The organism is Colwellia polaris, from assembly GCF_002104515.1.
GTDB lineage: Bacteria > Pseudomonadota > Gammaproteobacteria > Enterobacterales > Alteromonadaceae > Cognaticolwellia > Cognaticolwellia polaris.
The window spans coordinates 471,245-484,659 of sequence record NZ_NBOE01000002.1 but is presented as its reverse complement, the minus strand read 5'-3'; the positions used below and the strand labels follow the sequence as shown (position 1 = coordinate 484,659).

The 13,415-nt window shown below is 31.0% G+C and carries 10 protein-coding genes; 5 read left to right on the top strand and 5 right to left on the bottom strand.

Annotation, left to right across the window (positions count from 1 at the left end):
• The first annotated feature begins 138 nt into the window (after positions 1-138).
• Complete coding sequence (locus B6A32_RS06505) at positions 139-915, top strand: tetratricopeptide repeat protein (RefSeq protein ID WP_085302128.1); 777 nt, start codon at positions 139-141, stop codon at positions 913-915.
• Positions 916-1,315: 400 nt separating this feature from the next.
• On the opposite strand, the gene B6A32_RS06500 is transcribed toward B6A32_RS06505, so the two are convergent.
• The 5 genes from B6A32_RS06500 to B6A32_RS06480 form a co-directional block, all read right to left on the bottom strand.
• Positions 1,316-5,425 carry a P-loop NTPase fold protein gene (locus tag B6A32_RS06500; RefSeq protein ID WP_158088459.1) on the bottom strand — a complete coding sequence of 1,370 codons (4,110 nt, stop codon included), beginning with the start codon at positions 5,423-5,425 and terminating at the stop codon, positions 1,316-1,318.
• Between the two features lie 691 nt (positions 5,426-6,116).
• A complete protein-coding gene (locus tag B6A32_RS06495; RefSeq protein ID WP_085302124.1) occupies positions 6,117-6,578 on the bottom strand; it encodes a hypothetical protein in 462 nt (153 codons plus the stop codon).
• Positions 6,523-7,416, bottom strand: a complete 894-nt coding sequence (locus tag B6A32_RS06490; RefSeq protein ID WP_143327877.1) for a hypothetical protein — start codon at positions 7,414-7,416, stop codon at positions 6,523-6,525. Before B6A32_RS06490 ends, B6A32_RS06495 begins: the two co-directional genes overlap by 56 nt.
• 229 nt (positions 7,417-7,645) lie before the next feature.
• Positions 7,646-9,424 (bottom strand): HEAT repeat domain-containing protein, encoded by a 1,779-nt coding sequence (locus tag B6A32_RS06485; RefSeq protein WP_085302120.1) that lies wholly within the window; start codon positions 9,422-9,424, stop codon positions 7,646-7,648.
• Positions 9,425-9,431: 7 nt separating this feature from the next.
• Positions 9,432-10,451 (bottom strand): hypothetical protein, encoded by a 1,020-nt coding sequence (locus tag B6A32_RS06480; RefSeq protein ID WP_085302119.1) that lies wholly within the window; start codon positions 10,449-10,451, stop codon positions 9,432-9,434.
• A gap of 373 nt (positions 10,452-10,824) precedes the next feature.
• On the opposite strand from B6A32_RS06480, the gene B6A32_RS06475 reads away from it, so the two are divergent.
• The 4 genes from B6A32_RS06475 (at position 10,825) to B6A32_RS06460 (ending at position 13,358) form a co-directional block, all read left to right on the top strand.
• Positions 10,825-11,142, top strand: a complete 318-nt coding sequence (locus tag B6A32_RS06475) for a hypothetical protein (RefSeq protein WP_085302118.1) — start codon at positions 10,825-10,827, stop codon at positions 11,140-11,142.
• 9 nt (positions 11,143-11,151) lie between these two features.
• Positions 11,152-11,430, top strand: coding sequence for a hypothetical protein (locus B6A32_RS06470; protein WP_085302117.1), 279 nt, complete (start codon positions 11,152-11,154; stop codon positions 11,428-11,430).
• A gap of 372 nt (positions 11,431-11,802) precedes the next feature.
• Complete coding sequence (locus B6A32_RS19205; RefSeq protein WP_143327876.1) at positions 11,803-12,096, top strand: hypothetical protein; 294 nt, start codon at positions 11,803-11,805, stop codon at positions 12,094-12,096.
• Positions 12,096-13,358, top strand: a complete 1,263-nt coding sequence (locus tag B6A32_RS06460) for a tyrosine-type recombinase/integrase (protein WP_158088458.1) — start codon at positions 12,096-12,098, stop codon at positions 13,356-13,358. Before B6A32_RS19205 ends, B6A32_RS06460 begins: the two co-directional genes overlap by 1 nt.
• Positions 13,359-13,415: the final 57 nt, after the last annotated feature.

The window sequence follows — 13,415 nt, the reverse complement described above, 5'->3', positions numbered from 1 at the left end:
TAAAAATGTCAGTTATCACAAAGATATTTTATTTTTCACTCTACACATACCGCATAAAAAACAGCCTATGCATTAAGTACTTATTTAGGTTATGCTATAAATATGCATATAATATTAACTTATTTTAAAGGGAACTACATGTTAAAAAGCATAGGGAAAATAATAGCTTTAGCCTCACTGACTTTAGCGTTTAACACGTCCGCATTACAAATAACTGAATGTAAGACTGATGAGTGCGTTACTTATTTCAAGTCTTTTAAAAAAGCGTCAAATCGCGGTCATAGAAATGCTACATACACGTTAGCAAAGTTTTATCACTTTGGCTTTGGTACGGAGGTAGACAAAGCAAGGGCATTAAAATTTTATAAAAGAGCAGGCATTAAAGGGGTACGAGAGGCTGAATATAAAGCTGGCATGCTATTATTAACAGAAGAAGAGCTTTATGACTTAGATGACGGTATTAAGTGGTTAAAACGAGCAGCGAGGAAAGGACAACCCAATGCAGCTTTTTTATTAGGCAGAACCTACCTTGCTAAACAACGTTATCAAGAAGCAGATACTTGGCTAACTTTAGTTTATAAAGCTCACCCTACAAAAATTGTTCGCTGGATTAGCGAGGCACAGCAAGACCAAGCATTTGATAAAAATAACTTACCCAGTTTACATGTAGCAATTGAAGAGACGCCGCTTGAAACTTTTAACATACTCAAATCAGCTGCATCTCACAACATTGAAGTTGTCACTGTAAACGGCCTGCATAGAAATACATCTTTAGATGCAATGCTCGCTAGCTATAGAAAGCGTATTACCTCTACCGGCACAAGATTGCCAAATATTACCTGTGATCAAAATGTTGCATGTAATAAAAAATCACTCAACGAAATGAAAGACAGTATATGGGTAAGTCAAAGATAAGAATTAGCGCTGCAAGCTAATCAATAATACTGCTCAAATAAAAAAAGCTTAAGTTACAAACTTAAGCTTTTATGAATAAATTGCGCTAGTACAGCTAATGCAGCGTTATTTTAGAACGGCATTTTCATCCCTGAAGAATCAGGCATACTCATAAGTTATCATCTTCAATAACGTCTTTATTATTATATAGTTATAAAAACAAAGGTTCTCATAATTACTCATAAGTTATCAAAAAATAGTCCCTCTGTAGTCCTTAATACTATTTAAGGTTGGGCTATTACGGTAAATAGTACTACAGAAATTGACCTTAGATTCGAATGTTATTTTTAAAAATTTGATTCCACACTATTCCCACATAATACGGCTTGTATAATGATACAGTCAACCTAATATATTTTGATCAATACTTAATAATCGAGTCCAACTTTCTAGCAAAATCAGGTTCCGAGATACTTTTTATTGATTTAAGCTTTGCTAAAATCCCTGTATATTTCGTTAAATCGTGCTTTTTAAGCCAACGTCTAATTTTAGATAGTTCTTCAACACTATTATTTATATCACATGTATCAACAAACTCCTGTTTAATTGCATACACAAGTTTTGATTTAGGAACCAAAATCACATCAAATTTATCAATTAAATCTAGTGCTAAAAATTTTCTAGGGAGGTTATCTTTTAATAACTCAATTAAATAATTATCAAACGTTTCTAATATATCTGAAACATCAAACTGAGCGATAATCTCATTGTCTAATGTATTGATAAACTCGCCTGCTGAAAAATTCAAAGATTCGGAAATATCTTTAACTGCTTCGACTGATATTTTATTCCAATCTATTTTATCCGAAGTTTTCGAATAAATTGTTTTTACAAGTTCATAGTTATTTTCATCTACAATTAGTGATTTTATAAACTCTTGTGTATTAGTACTATTATTTATTAATGAAGAGACTATATCTTCCCATTTATTAAGTGAATGGACCTTCAAAGTGCATTCAAGCTTCTGATTCATATCAAAATACTCAAAATTACTTTCTAAATACCTCGAATATTTAGGCTCTTCGTCCATAGCCCATAGTAAAAAATTATTGAACGTTTTTTGTTCTGTTGCATCTTTAAAAGGAGAGTATAGGGATAAAAAGCTTATGACGTACTCAGTTGTTTTTCCTGAAAAGTAACTTTCTTTATTATCATAATTGGATATAAGGAAAGGTATAATACTATTTTCAAACAGTGGTAACTCCTGATTAACTTGAGCTATTTTATTTATCCAGTCCCAAACGTCAAGGGTGTGAGATTCATTGCTAGGATAACTAGTAACCATGCTATAACACTGTCTCAAAATTGACTCTAAATAATCCTTCGATATTTTGTTAATAACTAAATTTAAGACGCTTAAGTAATCTCTGAAATGACTAAACGGGACATTAGCCGCTAAAGGGTACTGAGTATCATTTATCCAGCCAGCCAAGATATCACCAAACTTAGGATCATAATTAAGAGTTTCTATAAAGCTGAAAAGAGCTTTTGAAACATCTGTATTAGCTTTATTTTGACTTAAGTGACGTTGTAATTTAGGAAATAAAAAGTCCTTCATCACAGCCTGTTTTTCATCTTTAATTCGAGATACTCGCCCGTTTCTACTCAAGAATTCTGCGGTAACTTTACAACGAGAAAATTCTGGCGATTCATACTTATTATCTAAGTTCGTTTCTAATAAACCTTGAATAGAATCAATTAGAGTATGAGTAAAAGTATATTTTGAAACTTCTTCATGTTTATCTATTAGTCTATATATGAATGTTAAGAAATCACTTTCTACATCAGAAGTTATCAGTTCTTTATACAATTTAGTTAATTCATGAAATGATTCTGTATTTTTAGATTCAAATTTAGTAAATCCATAGCCATCAAGTTTTGCAAATAAGGCTATAGCGTCATTAATTAATTCGCTATTTTTACTATAATTATCTTCTGTTAAATAATTAGCAATAATATTACTTTTGATAGATTGGTGTATCTTATTTAGTTCAACTTTTTCGTATAGGTATTCTTCATATAACCCAGCTAGTTGGATAAACCAATTATCAAGTTCATTTATTTTATGACCCGATATTAAGTTAATAATGTCTAGAGTATTAGCCTTTTCAATTTTAATAAAAATTGAAATTAGTCTATTAATATCTTCTTTTATAAAACTAAAGTCTTCACTTTCATTATAAAAGTCATCTAAGTCCGTAATGAACCTGTTTAATGTTTCTGTAGAAAACAACTCTATTATTGTTTTTTCATCCATCCCCCTAATTACTTCAAGTAACTGACGTCTTTGTTCAAATTCATTTGTGTCAGATGCAGGTACACTTGATATATCTATTAGAAGGCTTTTTATATCTGAATCAACATATTTGTTGTCTTTATTTATTGCTCCAATCAACATCAAAACAATTTCAAAGACTTTTTCCTCTGTGCAATACTCGGTTACCGAAGCTCGGTCTTTATGTAGGATACTAAAATATGTTTTCTTAGCATTTCTTGATTGAATGGAGCTTCCTAAAGAAAATATAGTTTCAATATTGTTAGCGGGAAAAGCATACAAAATACTATTTGTCACTCGATCAAAATGCTCTAGTGCAAAATCAGCAATATTTTTTCTTTTACTAGGATCAACATTTAAAATAATATCAATTAAACTTGGGACATAAGACTGAAAGTCTGAGCTATAATTTATGTTAGCTAAGACTTTACTTATAACAATTGAAATTTCTTTAGGATCATTCTCAAGTAATTCAGTTACCATTTGAATATTTCTAGATTTTAAACTTCTAACTACATCCCCATATATAGCACTTCCTAATTCTCCCGAGTAAGAAACTTCATCCAAATGAATAAATGCCTTAGTGAGTTGCGAATCATAAGCCTCTGTTCTACTAACAAATTCTTCAACATCAAGACTAATAACACCTGTTTTTATTAAATCTCTAAAATACCTTTGTGCATACTTAGGAATTTCTTCACTTAACTTAATCTCTGAGTTAGTCTCGTCAACACCTCTCAAGTAATAATGCTCAGGTCTACTTCTAAAGTTATCTATGATCCAACTAGGCAACTCAGGATATTTTAAAAGGTGCTGTTCCAATCCGTAAAAAGTAGAAAGCATATATACGCGAGCATACGGTAAGATGTTGTTTGAGATCGTCCCTTTTTTTAATCTTGAGCTGTTTTTTTCTAACTTTAAGGCATGCTCTATTTGTAAAGTGAATCTGTTGTATATATTTATCGCTTCTCTTGGAGTTTTTATAGCGTTAGCAAGTAAAACATCAATTAATTGCTCAAAATCACCATTTTGCTTAAGAAGTAATTTTAATGGATTATTAGGACTTTCTGAAGTTATTTTATTAACTAAGAACTGGCGTAAGTCTTGCTGACCTTGTGGTGGAAGACTAATTGTATGAGAAAAAATTTTACTACAAAAATCTTTAGCCTTCCAACGTATATATTGCTCGTCTATATCATTAGATTTATCTATTGCTGAATCATAAAATGCTCGCTCTATATTATTTAGATCGCAAGGTATTATAAAAATAGCTTTTCCAAGATCAATAAATGTTCTCAATTCATTTAAAGTCTCAATTATTTCATCATTATGTTTCCTATCAACATCTTCAATAACTATCAACAACTTATCGTTGCCGTTATTTCGATTGTGCGAACTAAGTATGTTTCTGAAGACACATTGTAATTGTTCAGTATTGGTTATAGAAGGTAGAGATATTGAGTGCTCAGCAGGTTGCACATGGAATTTAAACAATGTTGGTAAGTTCTTAAATATATTTTTGGATAATATTGAAAATATACCTGTTGACGTTATAAATATTAAAAACATCTTTAAAGCAAACAAAGTACTTTCTATAGCATCCATCTCAATAGCAAAATCAATTAAACCTGCGATAATAGCAGCTAAGGCACTTCCCAAAAAAACAGTTTTAAACAGACCTTTTGTGAGCAATAAAGTATATTTTGGCAATTCTTTTACAAATTCAGAAACACCTTTATTTAATTCAACTTGGTCTGTTCTTTTCTTCGAAAAACTGGCATAAACAAGCTCACTAAACTCAGAGTCTAAGTCCAAAATCTCATCATTTTCAGTAATACTTTCTAGAAAATCACTTTGTCTGAAATCATTTTTGTTTTTATTCTTTAATGCATAAAAAATATTACGGAATAAGGCATAGTAAGTATTCTCTTCTTTATGCCGCCAAATATTAAAATGAACTACTTTTTTATTAGTAGCCAACTTCCATTTATCAAATAAGAGATTTATTATCGTTGATTTACCGCTACCATATTCACCATTAAGACAAATACAACTAGGTACATTATCTTCTTTAAATAAATAATTGATTTTTTCATCTAATAGTTCAGCTATTGAATCGTGTGATAGCTTATCGTCACCTGCGTTTGTTATTGGTACTGTCTTAATCTGCCAGTGAGCTTTTGATTGGTCTTTCATATATACATGTTCCCTCATCTACATTATCTGCTTAATAATGTGTCCATAACTAATATAAAATATTTTATCGTATAATATTGCCACAAATGTATACATTAATCATTGATTCAAATGATATGTTTTTATTAAATAAAAAAATATCATTCTCTATTGATCGTTTTAAAAAATGTGGTAAAACTATATTAGGTAACATTTATTTTGATCAATGTTGGTTTTAATCTGATACCTAATAATTGAATTTGATACTAAAAAATAATAAAGCCTAACTTCCCTTGGATTAAAGATGTTGTGGAGGAAGTTAGCCAATGGCCTACAAGGTTAAATCGTAAGGTCAAGCCCGCTAAAGGATAGTAATGTGGGTTATATACAAAATTTGTGGAGTACGGGCAAACCAACCAGCAACCACGCGATAAAAAACAGGCAGGGCAAAAGTATATAACTTATAAAACTATGAGAACTGGGTACGAAGGGCATCATGTGTATATGGGTGTTGAAAAGTTCTCTGCGAAATTGTTAGACACAAAACAAGAGTAGCCACGGCAAGCATATAGTTCTGCCAGTTAGCCAGTTATACCTATTAATATGGTAGGAGCTTGGTTTGCTGGCAATTATTAAAAAAGACTAACACAACAAAAAGAAAAGGGTGTAAATTCCAACCACCCCATTTTTATTTTTATTTTTATTTTTATTTTTATTTTTTAAATTTAGATTTTTTATCCTTATTTACCAAACTTCTAAAATTTTCATTATTATGATAGTGATAATCAAATGACGTAAAACTTTCAATTTTTCCATCAGTATACGTTTCTTTTAGTTCTTCAATTTCATTTACTGCATCTTTAAAAGTAGATCCTAGAAACATGTACATGAGTACAAAAAACATTTGATTTTCATAATCACCAAATTGTTGCTTTCTTCGTATTGGTGATTTCTTTTTTTGAAACTTCGTAAAGTATAAATCTATTGCTTCAAATACAGATAGTGGTGGTACATGACTTACTATAAATTTAAACAGCCCAGAACATGAATTAATGAGCCTACCTACCTGTATTCTCTGTTCACATGATAGTAAGTCATTTGAAATCTGTTCAACATGATCAAGTTGCTTTTCTGTCGCTGGGTTGAAATTTGGGTTTATATTGTGGTTTTGCATTGTTGACACTCCTTGTCTTTGGTTTTGGTTTTGGTTTTGAAATTATTTTCTCTGTTAACGATGAAACCTCTTCAAAAGCTTGTTCATCAATATTTTTGAGTTCTTGAAGATAATATCTAAACTTCTTTATTCCTTGTTTGTAGTCGTTTTTATTAAGTGTGAATACCGATTTAACAAGCTTTTTAAAAGTATTCGAAATGTTCGATGTTATATCAGACGCTGCATTATGTTTTTGTTTAATAAAGTCATCTTTTTCTAGATGTTCTTTACCTGTTTTCTTTTTATTTTTTCCTCTTATAAAGTTCAGGGTTCTAAAGGAAATCCCAGCTAAATCTTGAATCACTGACCAATCTTTACGCTTCATAGTTCTTAGTGGTGACGTTTTTGTTTCAAAGTCATAATTGTAGAAAAATAGGTGTGCATGATGATTAATCTTCAATTTTCCATTTTCATCTGTATGACCTTCATCTCTATGCTGAACATAAGAAATGAACTTTAATTTATATTTTTTTTCTACTTTTTTGGCAAAAACAATTATTTGTTTATTGAATTGTTCTCTTAATTCTTCTTCTGATAATTTTTGCTCTAGTTCAACAAATCTATCATTTGAAAAAGCTAAGACTCCTTCAATCAAAGTATTGGCATCTACTCTAGCTTTTTTAATGTCTTGTCGTTGCTGATGAATATCTAAATAGGATTGGGATAAATTCTTCGAGCCAAAATTTAACTTAGATAATTCTGGTGATATGACATTTTTATTCTTTTGGAATAATCTTTCTGAATGCCCTAACAGAGCTAGGGCTTTCGAGTGCTTCCAATACTTTGCGTTAAATGACACGTAATTTTTGTTCTTCACCATTACTATAATCTCGTTGTTATAGTATTAGTTTTTACATAGGAATTAAGAGTTTTCAAGAGCAATAGAGAGAGGGGAAAAATAATACATAAGATAATGCATTATTTCTGTGATGCTTTAGCCCATTAGAGCATCACTTCGTGAAGCATGGGTCAAGGTTGGAGAAAGGCACCTTGAAAATATAGAAAATACTGAAATCCAAACAATGAAATTAGCTACTGCTACACTCCATTGTTTGAATATTTCCAGAGTGATCAACAGCAATACTTGCTTTGGTAGTGTTAATCAGTAATTTATCACCTTTGATTAACCAAGAGCTTCTTGCTGCTCCTGGTAAAGATAACCATTTTTTAGTTGTCCACTTACCATCATGTGACTTTGATATTAAGAAGATAGCGCCAGAGTCAAAACTCATGTGAGCAAGTCCAGTAACAGCAATGTAGCCAAAACTCATTTCGAATATATCTTCTACATTGGCGTTTAATAATACTTCAATTTCCTTTTTATCATTCATAAAAGTTAATTCACCACCGAACTCTCCCCTATTGGCACCTAGAAGCCAACCATTATCAACTTTGAGTGCTGAGTGAGGAAAAATACGATGTTCATCAGGGAAATAGCCATCATGGAGAATGGATGATAAATATGAGAATTCTTTAAATGAATTTGGAGCTTTATGATCACGGTACTTTTTAATATCAGACGATTCATTTATAACCCTGAATGAATTTTTATCACATACAGCTAACGATGGTACCCAAAAGTTACCATAAAGAGATTCTAAACCTTCCCGATGATCTTTATCTGGTAACTGAGCTGCATACTTATCTAGGTAGAAAGTAGATTGATATTTGTCATTCATTTCAAATCTATTAATAACTGCTGCGGCAGAATCCCTAATAACTTTATACCAATGTTTTTCTGACAAGTTTTTCAATTTGTTAAACTCAGAAGTGGCATTTAATTGTGAAAGTGCATTAATAGCCACATAAACAACTTGCCAATCAACCTTTTCATCAAGCATATTAGATAAAAATTGCACAGAACTTTTATCACCTACAAAACCAATAGTTCTTATTGCACGTAATTTATAATCACTCTCTTGTTTTACCGCAATCTCATATAACGCAGGTAATGCAAACGAGCCACCTTTCCCCATTTTGGTTAAGTTTATATAAGCTTCACTGACATAGTTGTCCCAACGAGTGTCTTGCTTTATTAATTCTATAATTAACTCTTTAGAGTTTATCGAACCATTATCAATTAAGATCTGATTAACTGTTTTTGAAAATGATGGTTCAATTTCTTTAAGGGCAACCAGTTCATCTAACTTTTCACTAGTAAGGTTGTCTTTGCCAACTAATACTTCAAGAACACCATGCCTTGCTTCGGTTTGAATGGAGTTATTTTTAGCAATTTCTACTATTAATTGAATATCTTTCTGACTAAAATTTTTTATATTTCCAAATACGTTCCTAAGATCCGATAAAAAGAAACGGTCACAGCCACTTTTACAATGATACAAATTAATAAGATCACCTGTAACTTTTTCACCTAGCAGCTTAAATGCAAATCCCATTTGTCCACCAGACTCAGGTTTTCTGATAAAATCTCTGACTAAATAATTTTTAGCTTTATCTGTACCTATTCTTGCAATGACACTTGGTAACCAGCCACGATCTTTTTGCAAGCCATCATTTAACGCATCTAAATGTCTGGCATTAATAGGGGTAATTTTAAGTAATGTATAACTTGCTAAGTTTCTATACCCTTCATTTTCACTTAATAATAGCGGAAGAAGCTCTACAACAGCATCGTCACCAAACTTTGCTAATCTAGCCGCAAATTCACCCTCTACTTTTGTCGTACCTAAACCATCACCAGCAACTTGAGTAAATTCAGTCATACAATTATCTAAAGTTTCACATGCCCATGCTGAATTTGTTAATACTAAAATAGAGATAGTTATAAAAATTTTTAATAATTTCATTAATTTTTTAATCCGAATATTCTATATAACCCAATCCGTCTAATTTCTGACGAATGACTTTATCTTTCTTATTTTTACCTGTGTAAAAAGCAAAAATATTAAGTGAAGATGGTAACTGTTGGTCTATAAACGAACTATCATCTAATGATGTTCCATAAATCCTTAAATGCTCTAAATTAGATAATTTTGTAAGTCCATCAATGAGCACCAATTTTTTGCAATTTAATATTTTTATTTCATTTAAATATTTAAGTTCAGGCATTAAATTAATATGTTTCAACTTGATTTGATCTTCAATATGTAAAGATCTAAGCTTGGGAAATCGGGCTAAATCACCAAGTTCAGCAAGTCCTCTAACCCTAATTATTTCAATGTTTTCTATTGCTGGATTATCTATTTCTTCTATTGATTCCCTTCCACCTAAAATGATTCGTAAATGTTTTAAGTTTTTAAGGTCATTAACAAAGTCTAACGATTGTTTCTTCGATATTTTGCTCAATGTTAATGATTCAAGATTAATTAGTTCACCGATCACTTCAATATTTTTAGTATGACCGACAATACAAAGCTCTCGTAAACTTTGAAACTCATTCAGCGATGAAAGATCTAAATTATTTTTATCATTATCACTGATGGTAAGTGTTAAATAGTTCTGTTTATTTAAACGAGATAGGAAATCAGTTTTATCAAAATTATAGATTCCTAGCCTTAAATGAATTAAGTGATCTAAATATAAAATTTCATCTTCATTAACTATTTCAGTTAAACAATCGACAGACAAGTTTTTAACGTTTGGTAAGAGCTTTAGACAAGAAGCATCAAAAACATCCCCATAATAGCCATAAAACCGAACTTCCAGTTGCTCGCCAAAATGTAAGCATGCCTTGTCCAAAGTTTTAAGCAACGTTTCATCATAAGAAGGTTCAACAAACTGAATTATCGGATTCTTTCCTTCATTGATTAAATTTTGAAGGTGATCAAAATCTAATAAAGTTGGATTATTTATTCTTTCAGGGATTCCATTCACTATAAGTACAGCCTTTCTTCTATTTATTTTCTAATGACTTTGATTTCTATTCTGTCAACTATCTTCACATAAATATAGGCATAAAAACAATAACTTACCTTACAAAAAAAATACCATTAATTTGTAATTTTGTCAAGCTAAGTTACTGTTTTTAAACAAGTTTATTTAAATAATGATTGAAACATTTATGAAGATCGTTTATTATATGATCATTCGTTGGCAGCAATGCTTGAATAATATCCCTATTTATAGGGAGTAAGTTAGGCAAAAAACGTGAAATTGTTCACAGAAGAAAATTTGATAGAAGGTAAAAATATGATCTAATTTTGGTCAGGCCTCCTATCACCTTAAAAATATTATTAGGAGATTTACCATGAATTTAGATTTACAAAAATACAACACCGTTGAGCAAGAAATTATCAACCTTTATTCATTATTTGACGAAAGCCCGACTGATGAGTTTATTAACTTATTAAGAGTAAACTTAATCGGCCTACATATGGCAAACGATGGTGCTATTCAGGCTGTTTTACAATTCCCTTCCGACATAGTTCTCATTATTGAATGCAGTGTTTTTGGAAATATCAAATTAACAAGCTTTCATGATTCCTTGAAATGTACGTTTGATGGTAATAAAGAAAATTTATTAATCTCTCTTCATTTCTTTCAACTTTATATGAATTCCAAATAAGGAAGAAAAATGAACTTATTCAATGAATTGAAAAATATTATAGCTCAAGGTGGTTATGCAAAATCTACAGGAACTTTAGCGCATGCAGCAGCCGCAGCTTGTAGTCAAAAGTATGGGGTTAGTTTACTGCGTATCAGTGCAGGTCTTGATTATAGTAATAAACAAATAGTACTGAGATTACTAAATATAACTAAAGAACCAGATTTCTCTAATGCAGCACAAGATGAAATGCTGATATGGCTAGATGACAATGGATGGTTAGTAAAAACACCAACAGTAATTGATTAAAAATAATTTTAAATAATCGGAGGTATTAGAAATGTAAATAAATATAAAAACACTCACACACATATTTATTACACACAAAAAAGAACTTTAAAAATGAAAGTTTTGAAACAACAAAAAAATCGTTATATCGGAGGGCAAACGACCAGTTCATTGCTCTAAGCCCTCCTTTATTAAAATTTTAATATTAGAGGATTAGAAAATGAAAAAATTTAAAGAAAAAAACTATAAAACTAGCTACTTATTAGCTATTTCAATGTATCCAAAAAACAACAAACCTGGACAAAATCAAACACTTAAAGAAAAGTCATGTATACTTAATGTCATTAAGGCACTCAGTACTACAGGTCTGTTTTTCATTTCGGAGGTGATTTCATGCGCGAAGAGCTAAATTCACTATTTACACTTATTGATAGAGCTACATTATTGGAAGATGTACTAAATAAGCTCGAAAATAAGGTTGCATCTATCCAATATTCTTTAGATCTAAAAAATAAAATCTGCAACTGGGTTGTATTGAAAAAAGCAGCTAAAGATATAGGCATCTCACCTTCAGCATTAAGACAAAGGATCAAGCGGCATCAATATCCTGAGAATATTGTATGGCGACAAAAAGAAATAACAGGAAGAATCTCTATCAACATGGCAACTATCGGGGAGTATTTATAATGGCAGTATTAACAACAAACGGTGAAGAAATACTTTCAAACACTAAAAATGTTTCTGATCGAAATGGTAAATTAAATATCCAAATAAAGTTACCTGATAAGCCATACACTATACGGAGATCAACAGGTCTTGATACCACTATAGCTAACATTCCAATTGCTAGTAGTAAGCTAATTAAAATCAAAACTGATATTGAGCTTGGTATTTATGATAGAGATCCTGACCACTTTTGGCTTAAGCATTTTCCGTTATCAAAACAGGCACAAACAGCTCAAAAAATTACTTTATTGTCTGACTTATTTGCAAAATATGAAGAAGATAGAGAGCATGAATTAGGTTACTCAATATTAAGTAAACTTAAAACATGTAAAAATTGGGTAAAAGAATACGGACTTTATAATAAACCGATTATAGATATTACGACCGCAGATCTTAATGCCATGAGAAAAAACTCATTAAGAAAAAGAAAAAGTGTAACGGTTAAAGAATATAGTCAACTTTTGCGACAAGTTATAAGTATTGCTATTACTGACGAAATAATTACTAAAGATCCTTTTGATCGTGTAAGGAAGTTACCAAAAGATGAATTTGATGTTGAAGATGAATTCATTACCCCATTTTCTAAAAGTGAACTAAAAAAACTTTTAAATGTTATACATATTCCACAAACTAAACGACTTGTTGAATTTTTAGCTTGGACAGGATTAAGGCATGGGGAAGTTAAAGCCTTAGCTTGGGAAGATATTGACTTTCACAACAACTGTTTGAAGGTACGTTATAGTATCGATCGAAAAGGTACTTTAAAACCGCCAAAAACGCCCTCAAGTGTTAGAACAGTTTCTTTACTACCTGATATGGTAAAACTATTGAAAGAACAAATGAAGTATTCTTACGATGAAAAAATAATTGTTGAAACAGCTCACTTCAAAAACTTTCGAACAAAACAAGTTTCTAGAAGAAGGGTATTCCTAAGCAGAGGTAAACTGCCTTTTATGCGTCCTGAAATTACAACAAAACAAAATCAATGGAATGATTGGATAAAAGAAGCAGGTATAACTTACAGACCTCCGTATCAACTAAGACATACATTTGCTAGTCAAATGTTAATTCTTAAAGCAGAGTTAACGTGGTTAGCTAAACAAATGGGGCATAAAAATTGGGGGCATATTCAAACCGTTTATGGGAAATGGATTGAAGATGAATCTCCTAATTATATTAAAGAACTAGCCCAAAAATTAGGTCAAGAGTATGAGGGAAAATAGTTCCTCTGTAGTCCCAACTAAAAAAGCCGACATAAAAGTCGGCTTTTTCAAAGAGTT

Excerpts from the sequence above, each read along its gene's own strand:
- B6A32_RS06505 (WP_085302128.1), top strand. The coding sequence starts at position 139 with ATGTTAAAAAGCATAGGGAAAATAATAGCTTTAGCCTCACTGACTTTA.
- B6A32_RS06475 (WP_085302118.1), top strand. The coding sequence starts at position 10,825 with ATGAATTTAGATTTACAAAAATACAACACCGTTGAGCAAGAAATTATC.
- B6A32_RS06495 (WP_085302124.1), bottom strand. The coding sequence starts at position 6,578 with ATGCAAAACCACAATATAAACCCAAATTTCAACCCAGCGACAGAAAAG.
- B6A32_RS06500 (WP_158088459.1), bottom strand. The coding sequence starts at position 5,425 with ATGAAAGACCAATCAAAAGCTCACTGGCAGATTAAGACAGTACCAATA.
- B6A32_RS06470 (WP_085302117.1), top strand. The coding sequence starts at position 11,152 with ATGAACTTATTCAATGAATTGAAAAATATTATAGCTCAAGGTGGTTAT.
- B6A32_RS19205 (WP_143327876.1), top strand. The coding sequence starts at position 11,803 with ATGCGCGAAGAGCTAAATTCACTATTTACACTTATTGATAGAGCTACA.
- B6A32_RS06460 (WP_158088458.1), top strand. The coding sequence starts at position 12,096 with ATGGCAGTATTAACAACAAACGGTGAAGAAATACTTTCAAACACTAAA.
- B6A32_RS06485 (WP_085302120.1), bottom strand. The coding sequence starts at position 9,424 with ATGAAATTATTAAAAATTTTTATAACTATCTCTATTTTAGTATTAACA.